Origin of the sequence: Lysobacter sp. FW306-1B-D06B (assembly GCF_038446665.1) — a bacterium.
Lineage (GTDB): Bacteria > Pseudomonadota > Gammaproteobacteria > Xanthomonadales > Xanthomonadaceae > Lysobacter_J.
The window spans coordinates 3127746-3147886 of record NZ_CP151802.1 but is presented as its reverse complement, the minus strand read 5'-3'; the positions used below and the strand labels follow the sequence as shown (position 1 = coordinate 3147886).

The following is a 20141-nucleotide window of genomic DNA, read 5'->3' as shown; positions in this document are numbered from 1 at the left end:
ACTCCGGGGGTGGGGGAAGGCGTGGAGGCTTGCGGCGCGGTGGCGGTGGGTGCTTCCGACGAACTGCACGCCGACAGCGAAAGCGTGGCGCCGGCGGCCATCACGGTGCCGGCGATCAGCAACCTTCTTCGCGCCTCGTCGATCGGCTTTCCGATCGCAGTCTCGATCGGCGCATCGATCGACGGATCGATCGGTGAGGACGGCATGACGTTCTCCTGGATGACGGATGGAAGGACGACATCGCGACGACACGCCGGGCGCATCGTGGTCGCAGCGTCGCAAAGCGGTGCGTGTTGCTCTTGCAGGATTGTGCGGACTCGCCTTGGACGTTCGTCGAATCGCCACGAACGCACGCAAGACGGCGGGACCGACAGCGGCTTGGATCCGCCGGGGGAGGGGAGGCTGCCGGTCCCGCCTCGTGCTCGGGTTCAGCCCGTCGCCTGGCGCGCACGCGTGTCGCGCTGCGCGTAGCGGCCGGGCGATACGCCGGTGACCTTGCGGAACACACGGCTGAAATGGCTCTGGTCGAAGAAGCCCAGTGCGGCGGCGATCGTGGAGATGTTCGCGTCGTCGTGGCGCAGCAGGTGCTTGGCCCGTTCGATGCGCTGGCTCTGCACGTATTTCATCGGGCTGAAGCCGGTGCGCAGGCGGAACATGCGGGCGAAATGAAACCGGCTCACGCAGGCGATGCGTGCCAGGTCGCCGAGCGAGAGGTTGTCGAACAGGTTGGCGTGGATGTAGGCGATCGTGCGTTCCAGCGCCTTGTCGCTCAGCCCCGTGCCCGATCCGGTGCGCAACGGCGGCCGCAACGGTGGCTGCGCGGCGGGTTGCGCCGGGGAGAGGAAGGCGCTGGTGAATTCAAGGGCACCGCGTCCGGTCTCGCAGGACACGGCACGATCGTTGGCAAGGTGTTCCATGGCGCACTCCGGTGGGGTCGGGTGCCCCGCGCCACGGAGGGCATGGCGCGGGACTGAGCGTCGTGTCCCGTCCATGGTGTTACCGGTATCTTCGCCACGGAACCCCGGATGGAGCGTGAAGGCGATCCCTCCATCGGGGGGTGTGGCGCGGCGGCGCGCGGGCGAAGGTGTGCCGCCGCCGCGTGCGGTCAGTCGCGTTCGCCCGGAAGCCGGAGTTCGCGCCGTCCGAACATCCAGGCATCGATCGAGTACGCGCCCGGTCCCAGCAGTGCCAGTGCGGCCGCGCAGAGCCCGCTGAGGACCACGGGCGCGGCCGTCCCGGTGTTGGCATGGGACAGCGCGAGGATGACCATGGCGATGTAGGACACGCAGGCCCACGGCGTCAGCACGCCTAGCAGCAGCATCGCACCGATCGTCCACGCGGCGATCTGCGCCAGCGGTGATTCGGACGCCGTGGAGGCGACCAGTCCCTGCGCCGGCAGCCCGGTGGCGACCGCGGCGCGAAGCAGCAACAGGCCCACGCCCGGCCATCCCTGGGGAAACATGGAGTAGAGACGTTGCACGCCGGACACGCTAACCCCGCCGTCGGACCGTGGATAACCGCAGCGTGGTGGATCGCGGCTCCCTCCTTCGGGGGATGGCGCCGCCGTGCGCGCCCGCGACCCGCGCAGGCGAGGGTCGCGGGGGGCAGGGCGTCGCCGCAAACGGAGTGCGATGTTTGCCTTTCCCTTCTCCCCTCGGGGGAGAAGGGGGCGCGAAGCGCCGGAAGAGGGCGCGCACGTAGCGCGTGCTTGTGCGTCCCACCCCTCTCCCTGGCCGCCTTCGGCGGCCTGTCCCTCTCCCGCAAGGGGAGAGGGGATGTCTTGCCGGAGCGGGCCGGTTCGGGCCCGGGCATCGAGTCCACGGCGCGGGCCGGGTTAGCCTATGCGCCCGCGCCCCACGCGGATGCCCGTCGCGCACCGCGAACCGGCGTCCGTCCCGGCGTCGAGAGAGCCGCGTCATGACCCCTGATTCGCGCATTCGCATCATGCTCGTCGACGACCACCCGTTGTTGCGCGAAGGCGTGGCCTCCGTCGTCGCGCGCCAAAGCGACATGCAGTTGATCGCCGAGGCGACCGACGGCGAGCAGGCCATCGCGCAGTTCCGCCAATGGCAGCCCGACATCACGCTGATGGACCTGCAGATGCCGGGCGTCGGCGGTGTCGAAGCGATCCGCGCGATCACCGGCGAGTTCCCGCAGGCGCGCATCATCGTGCTCACCACCTACCGCGGCGACGTGCAGGCGCTGCGCGCGCTCAAGGCCGGCGCGATGGGCTATCTGCTCAAGAGCATGCTGCGCAAGGACCTGCTCGACACGATCCGCCAGGTCCACGCGGGCCGGCGCAGCATTCCGCCGGAGATCGCCAACGAGATCGCCACCCACGTCGCTGACGATGCGTTGAGTTCGCGCGAGGTCGAAGTGCTGGGGCAGGTGGCCGGCGGGCGCTCCAACAAGGTGATCGCGGCGCAGATGGGCATCTCCGAGGAAACGGTGAAAACCCACATGAAGTCGATCCTCGCCAAGCTCGACGCGAACGACCGCACGCATGCGGTGACGATCGCGTTGAAGCGTGGGATTCTGGACGTTTAGAGGAGCCGCTCCCTTCTCCCGCTTGCGGGAGAAGGGGCCCGCAGGGCGGATGAGGGAGTGCTCTTCGCCGGGTCCGAGTCCGCTCGCTTGCCCTCACCCCAGCCCCTCTCCCGCAAGCGGGAGAGGGGCTCAGGACCTCAGGCGAAGTTCGCCCCCAACCGATTGTGCACATGCGTCGCCGCGATCGCCGCATGCCCCGTCGCCACCGAAATCTGGTTCAACGCACTCACCACGTCGCCGATGGCGTAGAGCCCGTTCACCGACGTCATCTGGTGACGATCGACGATCAGCGCACCCTCGTCGTCGCAGTCCGCGCCCGCGCCGACGGCCAGCGACGAGCGCGAGATGATGCCCATCATCGGATAGAGCACGTCGAACGCGCGCGCACGCCCGTCCAGTTCGAACGCACAACGCTTGCCGTCGAACGAGAGCGTGGCGGGGACAGTGGTGAGCTCGATGCCGTCGCGCGCCAGTTCCGCGCGCACCTCGTCGGCGATGTCCGGCGTCGAAGGCACCAGCGTGACCTTCGACGAATACGTGCGCAGGAAGCGCGCGTGCGCGGCCGCCGTGTCGGCCGGACCGTGCACGGCGATGGAGGCGTCGATGGCTTCGAAGGCGTCGCAGATCGGGCACATGCGCACCGCGCCGCAGTCCACCGCCGCTTCGAGGCCGTCGAAGTCCGGCGCCACGTCCTCGCAGCCGGTGGCGAGGATGACGTAGCGCGCGCGCAGCTCGCGATCGTCGTGGCGGACGAGGAAGCCTTCCGCATCGCGATGCAACGCGGTGATCTCGGACTCGACCGTCTCCACGCCGAACGTGCGCGCCTGTTCGCGCATGCGCTCCAGCAGTTCCGGTCCGCCGACGCCATGCGGGAAACCCGGGCAGTTGCGGCTCTTGGGAATCCAGGCCGCGCGCGTGCAGCCGGTGTCGAACACGCGCACGCTGCGCCGGTAGCGCGCCAGATAGGTCGCGGCGGTCAGCCCGCCCGGGCCTCCGCCGACGACGATGCAGTCGAGGGTCGCGCTCATGCCGCCCGATGTCCTGTCGCGATGCGTGGGAACGCATCGCAGCATCGACGGCGTGCAGGCGACGTTACGGGGCGTGGCGCGGCGGCACGTGGGCCCGCGGTCGCGTGCGGCGCGGCTTCGCGCGGGGCTTGGGCCGACGTTCCTCGACCAGATGGTCGACATCGTCGAGTGCGCGGCGCAGGCGCGCGGTGGCGTCGTTGTCCAGCGGCGGTCGTGCCAGGCCGTCGAGCACCGAGCGTGTTTCGTCGTTCACCACGTCCATGCGCAGGGCGATCCCATTGGCCGCCAGCACGGGCGTGAGCTCCGCCGCGCGGCGGCGCAGGTCGGCCATGGTGTTGCGGTAGGCGATCTCGCAGATGCGCCGCCGCGCCGAGAAACTGAAGGCGTTGGTGAAGAACAGCTCCGCGTCTTCGGCATTGGGCTCGAAGATCAGCTGGTCGATGTCGGGGTACTGCTGCGCGTAACGCGCCAGGCCCACCTGCATGCGCGACTGCAGCAGCGTGCGGAACGTCTGCGACAGCACCGCCGGCAGGCCGCCGGCGGCGAGGCTGCGCTCGTGGCTCACCGGCAGGCCCGTGCCGTCCTGCGTGAAAGGCACCAGCGGGTTGAGCCCGATCATCAGGTCCACGCCGCGATCCAGCAGCACCGAGGCGTGCATCGTCCGGCGCAGTGCGCCATCGACGAAATGCCGGCCGCCGATCTGCACCGGCGGGTACAGGCCGGGCAGGGCGGCGCTGGCCTGCACGGCGACCGAGATCGGCACGTCGTCCAGGCCTTTCGTGCCGAACTTCACCGCCTCGCCACTGTCCAGGTCCACCGCGACCACGCACAGGTCCACGCCCAGTTCGCGGAAGTCGTTGCTGCGGCCGCGGCGCGAGAACACGTCCTGCAGGAAGCGCTCGACCTGCGCGTTGTCGAACAGGCCCGTCGGCACCAGCGCGCCGAAATGCATGAGCAGGTCCGACCAGCGCGACTCGTTGCGCGAGAACAGCAGCTCCTGCCACCACTGCGTCGCCAGGCGCGGCAGGCTGGCGGCGCGGCGCAGGTATTCGAAGATCGCCGGACGCAGGAAGGTCTCGGGCCGGAACTGCACGTCGGTGCTGTCGCCGGTGATGAAGATCCGGCACATCTCGTCGGTGCCGATGCGGTTGGCCAGGCCCGCGGCGAGGAAGGCGCCGCTGCTCACGCCCACGTAGCTGTCCAGGCGCGTGAGGTCCAGGCCGTCCAGGGCCTCGTCCAGCGCGCGCAACGCCCCGAGCTCGTACATGCCGCCGATGGGCCCACCGCCGGCGATCGCCAGCCCGATGCGGGCCGGGCGCTCCGAGGGGGCGCGCGCCCGTTGCCGGGCGGAATGAAGTGACAGCATGCGGGCACGTTCGACGGAATTCGCCCGAGTGTAGCCGTCCGGCGCGAGGGCCGTGTCGCAGGGCGCTTGCGGGGCCGTCGCCGGCCGCCGATCATCGGCCGCGATGCCGCCGCGCCCGAGCCAAGCCCGCCGTCGACCGCAGGACCGCCCGCTGCGGGAGCGCTTGGACCGGTTGCTGCGCGAGCACCAGGCCCTGCACGACCCGGCCCTGGAACCGCGCAACGAGCTGCCCTGGCTGCCCGAACTGCGCCGCTGGCAGACCCGCCGGCTGGAGGTCAGCTTCGACCGCTTCCTGCGCGATCCCCGGCGTCGCCCGGCCGCGCAGTTCTTCCTGACCGACGTCTACAACGAACACGACTTCGCCCAGCGCGACGCCGACATCGCCCGCGTCCTGCCGATGATGCAGCGGCTGCTGCCGGCCAACCTGCTGGACACGGTGGCCGACGCGATCGAACTGGGCCTGCTCACGCACGCGCTGGACCTGCGCATGGCGCAGGTGCTGCAGGCCATGGGCGGCCCGCGCCGGCGCCTGGATGCGGGGGTGTACGCACGCGCCTACCGTGCCGCCGGCCTGCCGCGCCTGCGCGCCTACCAGATCGACCTGATCGCCCGCGTCGGCCTGGGCCTGAGTCATGCGCTGGGGCTGCCGGGCGTGGCGATGTTGCTGCGCCTGTCGCGCGCGCCGGCGCGTGCGGCGGGATTGTCGGAACTGCAGGGGTTCCTGGAGCGCGGCTATGCCGCGTTCGATCGCCTCGGCGACGCGCGGCGCTTCATCGAAGAGATCGAGCAGGACGAACGCGAGATCTCGCGCCGCCTGTTCGACTACGACCCCGATCCGTTCGACGGGGCGATGAGGTAAGCCTCAGGTGAAGCGTTCGTCGAGCACGCGGCGGATCTCCGCCTCGATCGGCCCTTTCATCGTGCTGAGCAGGAAACCCAGCTTGGCGGTGACGTGCAGTTCCTGCGGCGCCACGGCGATGTGGCCGTCCACGCCGCTGCGATTGAAGTTGAGCGTGTCGCCGCTCCAGTCGTAGGTCATGCCGAAGCGGTCGGCCAGCTTTGCGGCCACTTCCTGCACGGCCTGGCGCGCCTGGTCGGGCGACAGCGAGTGCGCGTGGCGGATATCGATGTTCGACATGTAGGCTCTCCCGAAGTGGCCGGTATTGTGCGCGCGGCCACCCCTCCATCCAAGTGTGGATTCGCATGCTAGATTGCGCGGACGTGACTGCCCTCCGCCTGCGCTTCCAGAACCGTGAACATGCCGACCTGGCTCTCAGCCCGGGTGTGCATGCCATTGGCTACGACCGGCAGGGTGCGCTCGCGGAAGTTCCGGTCGACGATGCCGTCGCGCAGGTGTGCGTGGATCGTCGCGGCGTGTGGTTGCAGGTGCGCGATGGCGCGCCGGGCCTGCACGTCAACGGCCGTCCCGTGCGACGCATGGCGATGCTGCGCGTGGGCGATGCGATCTTCGTCGACGGCATGGAACTGCTGCTGCTTGCGGGCGATCCGCTGCCGGCTCCGGCCGACTACGGTTTCAGCGGCGGCACCGACACGCGCATGCTCCTGCGCGGTGTGGGCGGCCCGCACCACGGACGCAGCTTCACCCTGGAAACGCCGCGCCTGGTCGGACGCGCCGGCGAGAGCGACATCCGCGTCAACGATCCCAGCTTCGCTGAACGCCATGCACGCCTGGAGGCCCACGCCGATGGCGTGATCCTGCGCGACATGGGCTCGGTCGAAGGCAGCCTGGTCAACGGCAGGCCGGTGCGGCACGCATTGCTGCAGCCCGGCGACCAGATCGTGTTCGGCAGCCAGCACCGGTTCGTGGTCGAAGCGCCGATGCAGCGCACCGTCGCACCCGATGCCGCCGCGCCGGCCCCGAAGCCGCGCGAGGCGGAGGTCGAGCCCACGCGCGCGCCGCAGACGGTGAAGTCCTCCGCGCGCCGCATTCCGTGGTTGCTGCTGGCGGCGATCCTGCTGTCGGCCGCGCTCAGCCTGCTGCTGCTTTACGGCGCGCGCTGAATCCGGCTTCTACGAACCCTGTTCCATACGCGCCAGCCCAGCAACAGCGCGAGGATGCCGGCGTACAGCGCCGGTTCGCGCACGTCGGATTTCACCAGCCACCAGAAGTGCAGCACCGCCAGCACGGCGATGGCATAGACCAGTCGGTGCAGCTTGGCCCAATTGCGGCCGAGCCGGCGGATCGCCGCCTGCGTGGAGGTCAACGCCAGCGGCAGGAGCATCAGCCACGCCGTGAAGCCGACGGTGATGTAGGGGCGCTTCACGATCTCCTCGAAGATCTGCGTCCAGTAGCCGCGCAGGTCCAGCACCAGGTACGCGCCGAAATGCAGCGTCGCATAGGCGAAGGCGTACAGCCCCAGCATGCGGCGGAAGCGCAGCAGCACCGGCTGGCCCGTGATCTGCCGCAGCGGGGTGATCGCCAGGGTGAGCATCAGGAACCGCAGCGCCCACAGGCCCAGGCGGTGTTCGATCTCCGCCACCGGATCGGCGCCCAGTCCGCCGCTGCCGGTCAGGAATTCCTCGCGGATCTGCCACGCCAGGATCGCCGCCGGCGTCAGTGCCAGCGCGTGGACCAGGGTTTTGGCGACAGTAAGAGCGCGGGATGGGAGCGGCATTCTTCGATGGCGATGGTGATGACGTTTGGGTGAGCCGTCATTCCCGCGAAGGCGGGAATCCAACTATCCGACGCATCACGCTGTGCGGATAGCGTGATCGGGCTTGGAGTTGGATCCCCGCCTGCGCGGGGATGACGAAATGAAGGGCGTGACGGCGACGCAAGCTCAGAACCACTTCTTCAGGTCGAGTCCGCTGTAGAGGCCTGCGACCTGGTCTGCGTACCCGTTGAACATGCGCGTGGGAATGCGCTCGGCGAACAGCTTGCTCGCCGTGCCGGCGATGCGGCGTTCGGTCTTCTGGCTCCAGCGCGGGTGGTCGACGTTCGGATTGACGTTGGAGAAGAACCCGTACTCGCTGGGCTGCGCCTCGTGCCAGGCGGTCTCGGGCATCTTCTCGACGAAATCGATGGCGACGATCGACTTGATGGATTTGAAGCCGTATTTCCAAGGCACCACCAGACGCAGCGGCGCGCCGTTCTGCTGCGGCAGCGGCTTGCCGTACAGGCCCGTCGCCAGCAGCGTCAGCGGATGCATGGCCTCGTCGATACGCAGGCCTTCCTTGTACGGCCAGTCCAGCGAAGGCCAGGCGACGCCCGGCATCTGGCGCGGGTCGGCCAGCGTGGTGAAGGCGACGTACTTGGCCTGCGAAGTCGGTTCGAAGCGCTTGAGTACGCTGCCCAGCGGCACGCCCAGCCACGGGATCACCATCGACCAGCCTTCCACGCAGCGCAGGCGGTAGACGCGTTCCTCCGGCGTGAAACCCTTGAGCAGGTCCTCCATCGAAACCTTGCCGGGTTTGGCGCAATGACCGCCGACGGCGACCGTCCACGGCGTCGTGCGCAGCGTGCGCGGCGCCTTGGACGGATCGGCCTTGCCGGTGCCGAACTCGTAGAAGTTGTTGTAGGTGGTGATGTCCTCCAGGCGCGTGAGCGTCTCGTCGGTGCGGAAGCCCGAGCGCGCCTGCGCGGGCGTGATCGCGACCTTCGGCGGAGGCGGCGGTTCGGCGTCCACGCAGCCCGACAGGCCGAGCGCGGGCACGGTGGCGAAGGCCGCGAGCAGTCGGCGGCGTTCGCGGTAGACCGATTCGTCCGTGATTTCGGCGGCGGGAATCTTCAGGGCATCGCGCAGTGACATGGTCGTTCCGGTTTTCGCGTTGGAGACCCTTGGGGGAGGGCGGTCGGGCGGTGGGCGCCGACGCTTGCACTATAGAGGGGCCGAATGTGCAAAAAGTTGCCGTGGAAACCATGAATCCGCAGGCTGCTGCAGTGCGGCATACTTGGCCGCTCACCCCTTCTTCGCCTTGCTGACCGGAGCTTTCATGTCACGCGCCTACAACTTCAGTGCCGGCCCCGCGACCCTGCCCGAGCCGGTGCTGCGCCAGGCGCAGGCGGAGATGCTCGAATGGAACGGCGTGGGCGCGTCGATCGTCGAGATCAGCCACCGTGGGCCGGAGTTCATGCAAGTCGCCCGCGAAGCCGAGGCCGACCTGCGCACGCTGATGTCGATTCCCGACGACTACGCCGTGCTCTTCCTGGCCGGGGGCGCGACCACGCAGCAGGCGCTGCTGCCGCTCAACTTCGCCGAGCCGGGCGAGGCGGTCGATTACGTCGTCACCGGCCATTGGGGCAAGACGGCGATCAAGCAGGCGCGGCCGTATGTCGATGCACGCGTCGCGGCCGACGGCGAGGCCGGCGGTTTCCGCGACATCCCGCCGCGCCACGACTGGCGCCTCACGCCCGGCGCGGCGTACGTGCATTACACCGCTAACGAGACCATCCACGGCGTGGAGTTCCGCGACATTCCCGACGTCGGCGATGCGCCGCTGTTCGCCGACTTCAGCTCCTCGATCGCCGCCGAACCCGTGGACGTCTCGCGTTTCGGCGTGATCTACGCCGGTGCGCAGAAGAACCTGGGCCCGGTCGGCGTGACGGTGGTGATCGTGCGCCGCGACCTGCTCGAGCGTGCCGGCCAGCCGCGCGCCGACATCTTCAACTACAAGTCGCACGCGGCGAACGACTCGATGCTCAACACGCCGCCGACCTGGAACTGGTACCTCGCCGGCCTGGTGTTCAAGTGGATGCTGGCCGAAGGCGGCGTGGCCGAGTTCGCGCGCCGCAACGCGCGCAAGTCGGCGCTGCTGTACGACGCGATCGACGGCTCCGGCGGGTTCTATCGGAACGAGGTCGCGCCCGCCGCGCGCTCGCGCATGAACGTGCCGTTCTTCCTGCACGATCCGGCGCTGGACGCGACGTTCCTCGAGGAGGCGGCGACCGCGGGCCTGATCGCACTGAAGGGGCATCGCGTGCTCGGCGGCATGCGCGCCTCGATCTACAACGCGATGCCGGAGGCCGGCGTGCAGGCGCTGGCCGACTTCATGCGCGACTTCCAGACGCGATACGGATGATCCACACGTAGCCCGGGTAAGCGCAGCGCACCCGGGACGGGCGCGCCGATGCGCGCGATCCCCGGATTCGGCCTTCGGCCTTATCCGGGCTGCGAAACAGGACAGGTAGGCCCCATGAGCAAGAAGAACGACCAGACCCCGAAGAAGACTGCCCCCGCGGTCGCGCGTAAGCCCGCGTCGAAGAAGGCCGCCGCCCCGGCGTCCAAACCCGATGTCGCACCCCTCGACCTGGCGATGCTGCGCGAGCGCATCGACGGCATCGACCGGCACATCCAGGAACTGATCGGCGAGCGCGCGCAGTTCGCCAACCAGGTCGGCAAGGCCAAGGGCAAGCTCGCCGCCGCCGTCGACTATTACCGCCCCGAACGCGAGGCGCAGGTGTTGCGCCGCGTGGTCGACCGCAACGACGGTCCGCTCAACGACGAAGTGCTGGTGCGCCTGTTCCGCGAGATCATGTCCGCCTGCCTTGCGCAGCAGGAGCCGCTGAAGATCGGTTACCTGGGCCCGGAAGGCACGCACTCGCAGCAGGCGGTCTACAAGCATTTCGGCCATTCGATCCACGGCCTGCCGCTGTCGAGCATCGAAGAGGTGTTCCAGGAAGTGGAGGCCGGTCACGCCGACTTCGGCGTCGTGCCGGTGGAGAACTCCACGCAGGGCACGATCCAGTCCACGCTGGACATGTTCCTGACCTCCCAGCTGAAGATCTGCGGCGAAGTCGAGCTGCGCGTGCACCAGCACCTGCTGTCGCGCGCCGGTCGCCTGGAAGACATCGAGCGCGTGTACTCGCACCCGCAGTCGTTCGCGCAGTGCAAGGCGTGGCTGCGCCAGTACCTGCCCAAGGCGGAGAAGATCGCCGTCGCCAGCAACGCCGAAGCCGCCCGCCGCGCGCGCAGTGCCGACGACGCGGCGGCCATCGCCGGCATCAGCGCGGCCAGCGTGTACGGGCTGAAGTCGATCGCCGGGCCCATCGAGGATCGTCCGGACAACACGACGCGCTTCCTCGTCATCGGCCGCGAGTTGTTCCCGCCGTCGGGCAACGACCGCACCTCGCTGCTGGTGTTCATCAAGGACCAGCCCGGCGCGCTGTACCACGTCCTGGAGCCGTTCGCGAAGCACGGCCTGAGCATGAACCGAATCGAATCCCGTCCCGGCCACACCGGGTTGTGGCAGTACGGTTTCTTCATCGACATCAGCGGCCACGTGCACGAAGACGCCATGCGCCGCGCGCTCGACGGACTGGCCGATTACGCTCAGGAAGTGAAGGTGCTGGGTTCCTACCCGGTGGCCATCGCATGAATGCCGTGCGCGACGACGACGCGGGGCAACCGGTCCGCGACGAAGCCTGGTTCGCCGCGCGCGCCTCGCGCGGCGTGCAGGGTTTGAAGGCCTACGATCCGGGGCACGACCTGGTCGCGTTGCGGCGCAGGTTCGCCGCACAGGGACGTGCAAGTGCCGCGGGAGGCAGGATGCCGGGAGCGGCCGGCGAGGAAAACCTCGTCGAGCTGGGTTCCAACGAGAACCCCTACGGCCCGTCGCCGGCCGCACGCGCGGCGATCGTTTACCAGTTGGGCTCGCTGCACCGTTATCCCGATCCGCTGGGCGCGGACCTCAAGCGCGCGCTGGCGAAGACACACGGCGTGGACGTCGCGCAGATCCTGCTCGGCAACGGTTCGCACGAACTGCTGATGCAGCTGGCGCAGGTGTTCACCGGACCGGGCGATGAAGTGGTGTTCTCGCGTTACGGTTTCGCCGTATTCGCACTCGCCACGCAGGCGGCCGGCGCGCAGCGCGTGGTCGTCGAAGCGCTGCCGGAAGACCATCCGGCGATGCCGCTGGGGCACGACCTGGACGCGATCGCCGCCGCGATCACGCCGCGCACCAAGCTGGTCTACCTCGCCAATCCGAACAACCCGACCGGCACCTGGTTCGGCCGCGAAGCCTTCGCGGCGTTCATGGCGAAGGTGCCCGCGCACGTGATCGTGGTGATGGACGAGGCGTACGCGGAGATGGCCGACGCGGAGGCCGATGTCGCCACCGCACTGCCGCTGCTGGCTGCGCATTCCAACCTCGCGCTGACGCGCACCTTCAGCAAGGCGTACGGGCTGGCGGGCTTGCGCGTGGGTTACCTCATCGGCGCGCCGGGACTCGTCGCGGTAATGGAGCGTCTGCGCGAGAGCTTCAACGTCAACGGCCCCGCGCTGGCCGCCTGCGAAGCGGCGCTGGGCGACCAGGCACACCTGCTGTCGGCGCGCGAGCGCAATGCCGCACAACGCGCCGCGCTGGCCGAAGCGTTCGGGCAACGCGGCCTGCGCACGTATCCCTCGCAGACGAATTTCGTGCTGGTGCGCTTCGGGCCGGAGACGGTGCGGATCGAGGCCGACCTCACCGCCCACGGCGTCGTGCTGCGTCCGATGGGCGGGTACGGCCTGCCCGAATGCCTGCGCGTCACCGTCGGCGATGCCGACGAAAACCGACGGCTGCTCGCCGCCATCGACGAGGTGCGCGCGTGAGCGGCTCGACCCAGCACTGGATTGCACGCCCCGGGCAGCCGCTGCGCGGGACCGTGCGCGTGCCGGGCGACAAGTCCGTGTCGCACCGCGCGATCATGCTCGGCGCGCTGGCCGAAGGCGTCACGCGCGTCAGCGGTTTCCTGGAAGGCGAGGACACGCGCGCCACGGCGCGGGTGTTCGAACAACTCGGCGTGCGCATCGAAACGCCCAGCGCGAGCGAACGCATCGTCCACGGCGTCGGCCTGCGCGGCCTGCGCGCCAGCGCCGCGCCGCTGGACTGCGGCAATGCCGGCACCGGCATGCGCCTGCTGGCCGGCGTGCTGGCGGGGCAGGCGTTCGACAGCGTGCTGGTGGGTGACGCATCGCTGTCGAAGCGGCCGATGCGGCGGGTGATCGATCCGCTGGCGCGGATGGGCGCGCGCATCGACGCGGAGGAGGGCGGGTTGCCGCCGCTGCGCATCCACGGCGGCCAGGCGTTGCAGGGCATCGACTACACGCTGCCCGTGGCGAGCGCGCAGGTGAAGTCCGCGCTGCTGCTCGCCGGCCTGTACGCCAACGGCGACACCATCGTCCACGAGCCGCATCCCACCCGCGACTACACCGAGCGGATGCTGGCGGCGTTCGGCTGGCCGATCACGTTCTCGCCCGGCTTCGCCCGGCTTTCCGGTTGCGGCGTGCTGCGTGCCACCGACGTCAACGTGCCGGCCGATTTTTCGTCGGCGGCGTTCTTCCTCGTGGCGGCCAGCATCGTCCCGGGCTCGGAACTGCGCCTGCAGGCGGTGGGCATGAACCCCCGCCGCACGGGCCTGCTCACCGCGCTGCGCCGCATGGGCGCCGACATCCGCGAGGAAAACGCGACCGAGCAGGGCGGCGAGCCGGTGGCGGACCTGGTCGTCCGTTACGCCCCGCTGCACGGCATCGAAGTGGATGGCGAACTGGCGCCGGACATGATCGACGAGTTCCCCGCGCTGTTCGTCGCGGCGGCCTGCGCCGAAGGCGCGACCACCATCCGCGACGCCGCCGAACTGAGGGTCAAGGAGTCCGACCGCATCGCCACCATGGCGCAGGGCCTGCGCGCGCTGGGGCTGGACGTGGAGGAGCACCCGGACGGGGCGACCATCGTGCCGGGCCCCTTGCGGGCGGGCGAGGTCGACAGCCACGGCGATCATCGCATCGCCATGAGCTTCGCCGTGGCCGCGCAACGGGCGGCGGGCGAGGTGCGGATCGGCGACGTCGCCAACGTCGCGACCTCGTTCCCGGGATTCGACACGCTGGCCCGTGATAGCGGTATCTGGTTGGCCCCCGGCGCGTGACTTAGACTCACCGCTGCCAATCTTCCCCCTGTTCCCGACCTACGTGCCCCAACCCGTCCCCGATCCCGACGCGCGCGATGAACGCGGTGGTCGAGTTCCATTCCAGGAGTCCCCGCGCGCGCTCGGCATCTCGCCGCTGCTGACGTGGGTGGCCCTGGCGGGCATCGCGTTCCAGGCGTTCTTCGCCATCAACGACCTCACCAGTCACCCGGAGTACGGCACCTTCGTGGCGCTGTGCGCCATGGTGCTGGCCGGCGCGCGGCCGTGGCGCGAACTGGCGGCGCATCCGGCGGTACGGATGCTCGGGGTGCTGGCGGTTTTCATGATCCTGCACGCGGGGTACATCGCGTGGTCGTCCCCGGACATCCTGTGGAAGAACCAGCTGTCCCAGGTCGGCAAGATGCTGCGCGTGGGTGCGCAGTGCTGCGTGATCGGCTGGTGGCTGTCGGTGTATCCGCGGGCGATTCCCACGATGCTCACGGTGCTGATCCTGGGCCTGCTCGGGGCGGTGCTTTACCACATGCCCTGGAACGAGATGCCCGCCATCTGGTCGGGCGAAGTGCGGCCGCGCTTCGGCATTTCGCAGAACCTCAGCGGCATGATCGCGGCGGTGGGCGGCTGGCTCACGCTGTGCCTGCTGATCGGCATCTGGCGCGACCTGCCGCGCGGATCGCGGCGGTCGTGGATGCTGCTGGTGGCGTTCCTGGCCTACGTCGGCAGCTTCTGCGTGCTGCTGTTCTCGCAGTCGCGCGGGGCCTGGCTGTCGTTCCTGATCGCCGTGCCGCTGGCCATCGTGGGCTACTCGCTCACGCGCGGGCCGCGCCGGCGCCCGCTGCCGTGGCAGCCGCTGCTGCTTGCCGCGGTCGCCTCGGTGCTGCTGCTGGTTGCCGCGCACCGGATCTTCGCGATGCGTTTCGACGGCGCCCACCAGATGCTGCCGAGCTGGGTCGAGTCGATGCTGGAGGGGAAGGGCGAAGTCGCGTCGCCGCCGGCATCACCCCCTGATGTCGCACCGGGCGGAACGGCTGCCCGTCTTCCTGCGCCAAACGCCGCGCCTGCGAAGGCGCAGCCCGCCTCGCCCACGGCCTTGCCGCCGGACATCGACGGACTGGACACCACGATCCCCGGCAACAAGGCGGTCGGCATCCGCGTCCTGCTGTACCGGATGGGCATGGAGCGCTTCCTGGAACGCCCGTGGCTGGGCTGGGGCCTGGACACCGTGCCGGTGCTGATCGAGCGCGCCCAGCTGCCCACCGGCGAACGCTTCGTCCACCTGCACAACGCCTATCTGGATGCGCTCGTCGGCATGGGCCTGATCGGCGGCGCGCTGCTGTTCGCCGTGTTCGCGCTGCTCATGCGCGAACTCTGGCTGGCCTGGCGCACCGGCATCGTCTCCACGGCCAGCTTCTGGGGCATGGCCGGTTGCGTCGGCATCGTGCTGATCGCCAACAACTTCGATTCGCTGATGTGGCGGTTCGAATACTCGCGCGCGCCGCTGGGCCTGATCTTCGGCTGCTGCATGGCCTATGGGCTCATGCGCGAACGCCGCGCCCGCGAAGGGTGAGTGCCGGGGCTGACCCGGCCCCGTCAGCGTTGCGCCTGGAAACTGATCGGCACCATCACCGTGCCCGCGGTCGGCTGGCCGCCCTGCATCGCCGGGCGGAAGCGCCAGCGCTTCACCGCATCCACGGCCGCGCGGTCCAGGTGCCGCGAGCCGCTGGTGTTGGCCACTTCGACATCACGCGGCACGCCATCCGGGCCGATCTGCGCGCGCACCATCACCGTGCCGCTTTCGCCGCGCCGCAGCGCCTGGTTCGGGTAGCGCGGGGCCGGGGTCTGGCCTGTGATGGGTTCGGGGCGCGTCGGCACGCCGGTCGGCGCAGGCGCTTCGACCGGGCGCGGCAAGGTTGGCGGCGGTGTCTCCGGGCGGGTTTCGACCAGGCGCGGGCGTTCTTCGCCTTCGCCCGGCGTTGGCGCGGGCGGGGCCGCGCCCATGCCGCTGGCGTTGTCGCGCTGCGCCGGCAGCGGCGCGGGCAGGGGGGCGTAACGCGGCGAGTCGGCCGTCGGTGCCGGGCCGGCGCGGAACAAGGTGTCGCGGTCGCGGCGCCCGATCGACAGCACCAGCGCGAACAGCACCAACCCGACCACGAAGGCGAGCAGCACCCACAGCAACGAGCGTCCCGAAGGCAGCCAATCGGACAGGGCAAACGCGGGACGGTGCGGTGCGGGGGCGGGTGCGGACATGCGGGATCCGGTCGGAAGGCTCTCCGGATTCTGACGACACGCGCCCGGAACGACGTGAACGTTTCGGCAATCGGTCGCTCTGAGGTGCAGTTACACGCGATAATCGCGACTTCGATCACTCGTTACGCGCCACGCCCCCATGCTCGATCCGACCCTGCTGCGCCAGAACCCCGCCGAACTCGCCGCGCGCCTGCGCCAGACGCGGGGTTACGAACTCGACGCCGCCGCGCTGGAATCGCTGGAGTCCGAGCGCAAGCAGATCCAGGTGCGCACGCAGGAGTTGCAGAACCTGCGCAACACGCGCTCCAAGGCGATCGGCCAGGCCAAGGCCAAGGGCGAGGACGTGAGCGCGCTGATGGCCGAAGTCGCCGGCTTCGGCGACGAACTCAAGGCCAGCGAAGTACGCCTGGAGACGATCCGCGGCGAGATCGAAGCCATCGCGCTGACCATGCCCAACCTGCCGCACGAATCCGTGCCGCAGGGCAATGACGAGAACGACAACGTCGAACAGCACCGCTGGGGCACGCCGCGCACGTTCGAGTTCCCGGTCAAGGACCACGTCGAACTCGGCGCGCGCAACGGCTGGCTCGACGGCGACACCGCCGCCAAGCTCAGCGGCGCGCGCTTCACCGTGCTGCGCGGCCAGCTCGCGCGCCTGCACCGCGCGCTCGCGCAGTTCATGCTCGACCTGCACACGAACGAGCACGGCTACCAGGAAACCAGCGTCCCGCTGCTGGTCAACGCCGACTCCATGCGCGGCACCGGCCAGCTGCCGAAGTTCGAGGACGACCTGTTCGCCACGGCCGTCGGCGACGGCGAGACCGCGCACAAGCGTTACCTCATCCCGACCTCCGAAGTCCCGCTGACCAACATCGTGCGCGACGAGATCGTAGAAGCCGACGCGATGCCGCTGCGCATGACCGCGCATTCCATGTGCTTCCGCGCCGAAGCCGGCAGCCACGGCAAGGACACGCGCGGCATGATCCGCCAGCACCAGTTCGAGAAGGTCGAACTGGTGACGATCGCCAGGCCCGAAGAGAGCTACGCCGAGCACGAGCGCATGACGCGCTGCGCCGAAGTCGTGCTGGAGAAGCTCGGCCTGCCGTACCGCCGCGTGCTGCTGTGCACGGGCGACATGGGTTTCGCCGCGACCAAGACCTTCGATCTGGAAGTCTGGCTGCCCTCGCAGGACACCTATCGCGAGATCTCGTCGTGCTCCAACTGCGAGAGCTTCCAGGCCCGCCGCATGCAGGCCCGCTGGCGCAACCCGACCACCGGCAAGCCGGAGTTGGTGCACACGCTCAATGGCTCGGGCACGGCGGTGGGGCGCGCGCTGATCGCGGTGATGGAGAACTACCAGAACGCGGATGGCTCGATCACCGTGCCGGAGGTGCTGCGTTCGTACATGGGTGGCGCCGAGCGGATCGCCTGATCCCGCTTTTCCCTTCTCCCCTCGGGAGGAGGTGCCCGAAGGGCGGATGAGGGGTAACGAAGACGCTTGGGTGAACCATCAGTGCCGTGCCGCGCTCGTGGTTTCCCGAACACACTCCGTTCCCCCTCACCCCAACCCCTCTCCCGATGGGGCAGGGGCTAAGAACACCGCCCTCATCGAACGCGCAATAAAAAACGGGCCCGCAATGCGGGCCCGTCGCGTTTACCGGCTCAAGCGGGGAGGGGTGGGCCGGCGTCACGCTCCCTCAGGCTGCTTCTGCCAGAGGGGAACGGATGGACGCGTGCGCAGCGGCCAGCGCATCGGCGCGGTGCTGGTCGGAATAGGCCACGCCCTCGGCGCGGATGATCTCCACGTCGGTCACGCCCAGGAAACCGAACACCTGGCGCAGGTAGGCCTCCTGGAAGTCCGCCGGGCTCGCATCGCCGTACAAGCCACCGCGGCCGCTGACGATCACCATGCGCTTGCCGCCGGCCAGGCCTTCAGGCTTGCCTTCGGCCGTGTAGCGGAAGGTGCGGCCGGCCACGGCCACGCGGTCGATCCACGCCTTGAGCGTGGACGGAATGCTGAAGTTGTAAAACGGCGCGCCAATCACCACTACATCGGCAGCAAGGAACTGCTGCATCGTCGCCTCATCGGCTTCGGCCTGGGCCGGGTCGGCCTTGGCGAGGGAGCGGCCGGTGAGGTGCGGCAGCGGGTCGGCGTCCAGGTCGCGGTAGTCGACGGAGAGGTCGGCGACGGCATCCTGCCAGCGGGCCACGACGGCCGCGGTCAGTTCACGGGTGACCGAATTAGTGCCAAGGGCACTGGAATCGAGATGCAGGAGCTTCATGATGGGCCTCGGATGGAACGATCGGCGGGATGCCGGGTCGGAGGCCAATCTAGGTCGTTGCCGTAGTGGAATAAATCTGGTCAAATGTCACTAACCGTTCCGGAATTGGAATTATCGCCATGCAGGACCTGAACGACCTGTACTACTTCGCCATGGTGGTCGAGCACGGCGGCTTCGCCGCGGCCGAACGCGCCCTGGGGATCCCCAAGTCCCGTCTGAGCCGCCGCATCAGCCAGCTGGAGACCGACCTGGGCGTGCGCCTGCTTCAGCGCTCCACCCGCCGGTTCGCCGTGACGGACGTCGGCAACAGCGTCTACCGCCACGCCCAGTCGATGCTCGCCGAGGCCCAGGCCGCGCACGAGGTCGTCGATCGCCTCAGCGCCGAACCGCGCGGCGTGATCCGCGTCAGCGTCCCGGTGGGGATGGCGCAGCAGCAGATGCCCAAGCTGCTGCCGGAATTCCTCGCCCGCTTCCCGCAGGTGCGCGTGCAGCTGCTGGTCAGCAACCGCCGCGTGGACATCATCAACGAAGGCATCGACGTCGCCCTGCGCGTGCGTTCCAAGCTCGACGACGACGGCAGCCTGGTGATGCGCAGCTTCGGCCAGATCGCCGAACTGCTGGTCGCCAGCCCCGACTACCTCAAGCGCATGGGCCGCCCGAAGAATCCGGACGAACTGGGCGACCACGTCACCCTCAGCATGAGCGAGGACGACGCACGCCAGCGCTGGGAACTGCACGGACCCGACGGCGACGTGCGCCGCGTAGAACTCAAGCCGCGCGTGATGGGCTTCGATTTCCCCATGCTGATGCAGCTGGCCCAGCAGGGCGTGGGCATCACGCTGCTGCCGGAAACCATCTGCGCCGAAGCCGTGCGCCGCGGCGAACTGGAAGTCGTGCTGCCCGACTGGCGCCTGCCGCAGGGCATCTTCCACGCCGTGTTCGCCTCGCGCCGCGGCCTGCTGCCGGCGGTGCGCGTCTTCATCGACTTCATCGCCGAGAAAGCCCCGGGCCTGGTCGAATCCGCCCGCCTGCAATGCAGCGAGATCAAGGGCAAGCCCTGCCCGGAGGACGCCGCGAAGCTTTCGCCGCCCGCCGTCGCCGCGCCGGCGCCCCGGATCGTCACCGAAGCATGAGAGAATGCGGCCCGCATCGCGCGGGCCGCAGCGTTTTGGCGCCCCGGATCCTCGGAAACGCCACGCGTAACCGAGCCCCGCCACGCGATGACGACGGCAAAGCGCGTGCCGCAAAGCGCATCAAAACGGAGAGATGGCCGAGTGGTTTAAGGCAGCGGTCTTGAAAACCGCCGAAGGGTCAAACCTTCCGTGGGTTCGAATCCCACTCTCTCCGCCACTTCCGATCAGGCGGCCGCGTCGCCCGCATCATCCCGCTTCACTTCGCCGAAGCTTGTCCTCGCCGCGTCTCACCATCGCCATACCTCGTCATTCCAGCGAAAGCTGGAATCCATCTGGCCGTTGCTCGCGCGCAGCGATGGCCCAAAGACGTGACCGGCCACGCGTAATCCCGTCATCCCGGCGAAGGCCGGGACCCCATCGCCTGTCAGCCAGGCGACCTCCGGCGCACGCACGCGGGACATCTCCGCGCATCGGCCAACCCATGCGGATCGCCTGCAGTGATTCACGATTACCGAACCCGCGTAGTCCGGGTAAGCGAAGCGCCTCGAGGCTCTGCGGAGATTGGAAACGTGCATATCGAGCGCGGCCTGCGGCCCTACCCAGGCTACGCGGGCTAACCCGCCTGATGCGGCAGGCCGCCCGACGTACGGCCCACACGATCGGCGTAAAGTTGGAGCC

General features: G+C 69.3%; 18 protein-coding genes, 1 tRNA gene and 1 pseudogene. 11 read left to right on the top strand and 9 right to left on the bottom strand.

The window, feature by feature from the left end; genetic code table 11:
• Positions 1-428: 428 nt before the first annotated feature.
• Positions 429-917, bottom strand: coding sequence for an AraC family transcriptional regulator (locus AAFF32_RS14555; RefSeq protein ID WP_216967251.1), 489 nt, complete (start codon positions 915-917; stop codon positions 429-431).
• A 188-nt stretch (positions 918-1105) separates the two neighbouring features.
• Entirely contained in the window at positions 1106-1462 is a 357-nt protein-coding gene (locus AAFF32_RS14550; RefSeq protein WP_254201249.1) for a hypothetical protein, read from the bottom strand.
• A 455-nt stretch (positions 1463-1917) separates the two neighbouring features.
• Here AAFF32_RS14550 and AAFF32_RS14545 point away from each other — a divergent pair, with 455 nt between their 5' ends.
• Positions 1918-2547 (top strand): response regulator transcription factor, encoded by a 630-nt coding sequence (locus AAFF32_RS14545; protein WP_254201251.1) that lies wholly within the window; start codon positions 1918-1920, stop codon positions 2545-2547.
• Between the two features lie 137 nt (positions 2548-2684).
• Here the strand turns inward: AAFF32_RS14545 and AAFF32_RS14540 are convergent, their stop codons facing one another.
• Entirely contained in the window at positions 2685-3575 is an 891-nt protein-coding gene (locus tag AAFF32_RS14540) for an NAD(P)/FAD-dependent oxidoreductase (protein WP_342315571.1), read from the bottom strand.
• A gap of 64 nt (positions 3576-3639) precedes the next feature.
• Complete coding sequence (locus tag AAFF32_RS14535) at positions 3640-4941, bottom strand: patatin-like phospholipase family protein (protein ID WP_342315570.1); 1302 nt, start codon at positions 4939-4941, stop codon at positions 3640-3642.
• Positions 4942-5104: 163 nt separating this feature from the next.
• Here AAFF32_RS14535 and AAFF32_RS14530 point away from each other — a divergent pair, with 163 nt between their 5' ends.
• Complete coding sequence (locus tag AAFF32_RS14530; RefSeq protein ID WP_342315569.1) at positions 5105-5800, top strand: hypothetical protein; 696 nt, start codon at positions 5105-5107, stop codon at positions 5798-5800.
• A gap of 3 nt (positions 5801-5803) precedes the next feature.
• Here AAFF32_RS14530 and AAFF32_RS14525 read toward each other — a convergent pair whose 3' ends face one another.
• Entirely contained in the window at positions 5804-6079 is a 276-nt protein-coding gene (locus AAFF32_RS14525) for a polyhydroxyalkanoic acid system family protein (RefSeq protein WP_216967263.1), read from the bottom strand.
• Between the two features lie 83 nt (positions 6080-6162).
• On the opposite strand from AAFF32_RS14525, the gene AAFF32_RS14520 reads away from it, so the two are divergent.
• Positions 6163-6963 (top strand): FHA domain-containing protein, encoded by an 801-nt coding sequence (locus tag AAFF32_RS14520; protein WP_216967265.1) that lies wholly within the window; start codon positions 6163-6165, stop codon positions 6961-6963.
• Here AAFF32_RS14520 and msrQ read toward each other — a convergent pair.
• Both msrQ and msrP read right to left on the bottom strand, forming a co-directional pair.
• Complete coding sequence (gene msrQ, locus AAFF32_RS14515; protein ID WP_342315568.1) at positions 6948-7577, bottom strand: protein-methionine-sulfoxide reductase heme-binding subunit MsrQ; 630 nt, start codon at positions 7575-7577, stop codon at positions 6948-6950. The two genes, AAFF32_RS14520 and msrQ, sit on opposite strands and share 16 nt — an antisense overlap.
• A gap of 165 nt (positions 7578-7742) precedes the next feature.
• Positions 7743-8711 (bottom strand): protein-methionine-sulfoxide reductase catalytic subunit MsrP, encoded by a 969-nt coding sequence (gene msrP / locus AAFF32_RS14510; RefSeq protein WP_342315567.1) that lies wholly within the window; start codon positions 8709-8711, stop codon positions 7743-7745.
• Positions 8712-8895: 184 nt separating this feature from the next.
• Between msrP and serC the strand changes: the two genes are divergently transcribed.
• The 5 genes from serC to AAFF32_RS14485 all read left to right on the top strand — a co-directional run bounded on the left by serC (position 8896) and on the right by AAFF32_RS14485 (position 15368).
• Positions 8896-9981 (top strand): 3-phosphoserine/phosphohydroxythreonine transaminase, encoded by a 1086-nt coding sequence (gene serC, locus AAFF32_RS14505; RefSeq protein WP_342315566.1) that lies wholly within the window; start codon positions 8896-8898, stop codon positions 9979-9981.
• 114 nt (positions 9982-10095) lie between these two features.
• Positions 10096-11277 (top strand): prephenate dehydratase, encoded by a 1182-nt coding sequence (pheA, locus tag AAFF32_RS14500; RefSeq protein ID WP_342315565.1) that lies wholly within the window; start codon positions 10096-10098, stop codon positions 11275-11277.
• Positions 11274-12491, top strand: a complete 1218-nt coding sequence (hisC, locus tag AAFF32_RS14495; protein WP_342315564.1) for a histidinol-phosphate transaminase — start codon at positions 11274-11276, stop codon at positions 12489-12491. Before pheA ends, hisC begins: the two co-directional genes overlap by 4 nt.
• The gene (gene aroA / locus AAFF32_RS14490; RefSeq protein WP_342315563.1) at positions 12488-13804 is read left to right on the top strand and encodes a 3-phosphoshikimate 1-carboxyvinyltransferase; all 1317 of its coding nucleotides are present in this window, start codon (positions 12488-12490) and stop codon (positions 13802-13804) included. The genes hisC and aroA overlap by 4 nt, the downstream gene beginning before the upstream one ends.
• 43 nt (positions 13805-13847) lie before the next feature.
• Positions 13848-15368 carry an O-antigen ligase family protein gene (locus AAFF32_RS14485; protein ID WP_216967279.1) on the top strand — a complete coding sequence of 507 codons (1521 nt, stop codon included), beginning with the start codon at positions 13848-13850 and terminating at the stop codon, positions 15366-15368.
• A gap of 23 nt (positions 15369-15391) precedes the next feature.
• On the opposite strand, the gene AAFF32_RS14480 is transcribed toward AAFF32_RS14485, so the two are convergent.
• On the bottom strand, positions 15392-16048 hold the full coding sequence (locus tag AAFF32_RS14480) for an energy transducer TonB (protein ID WP_216967281.1): 657 nt from the start codon (positions 16046-16048) through the stop codon (positions 15392-15394).
• Between the two features lie 139 nt (positions 16049-16187).
• On the opposite strand from AAFF32_RS14480, the gene serS reads away from it, so the two are divergent.
• Positions 16188-17480, top strand: a complete 1293-nt coding sequence (gene serS, locus AAFF32_RS14475) for a serine--tRNA ligase (RefSeq protein WP_216967283.1) — start codon at positions 16188-16190, stop codon at positions 17478-17480.
• A gap of 265 nt (positions 17481-17745) precedes the next feature.
• Here the strand turns inward: serS and AAFF32_RS14470 are convergent, their stop codons facing one another.
• The gene (locus tag AAFF32_RS14470) at positions 17746-18330 is read right to left on the bottom strand and encodes an NAD(P)H-dependent oxidoreductase (protein ID WP_342315562.1); all 585 of its coding nucleotides are present in this window, start codon (positions 18328-18330) and stop codon (positions 17746-17748) included.
• Between the two features lie 104 nt (positions 18331-18434).
• On the opposite strand from AAFF32_RS14470, the pseudogene AAFF32_RS14465 reads away from it, so the two are divergent.
• Together AAFF32_RS14465 and AAFF32_RS14460 are read left to right on the top strand one after the other, a co-directional pair.
• Positions 18435-19367, top strand: a pseudogene (locus tag AAFF32_RS14465) (LysR family transcriptional regulator); the annotation flags it as partial.
• Between the two features lie 223 nt (positions 19368-19590).
• Positions 19591-19680, top strand: a tRNA-Ser gene (locus tag AAFF32_RS14460).
• Positions 19681-20141: the final 461 nt, after the last annotated feature.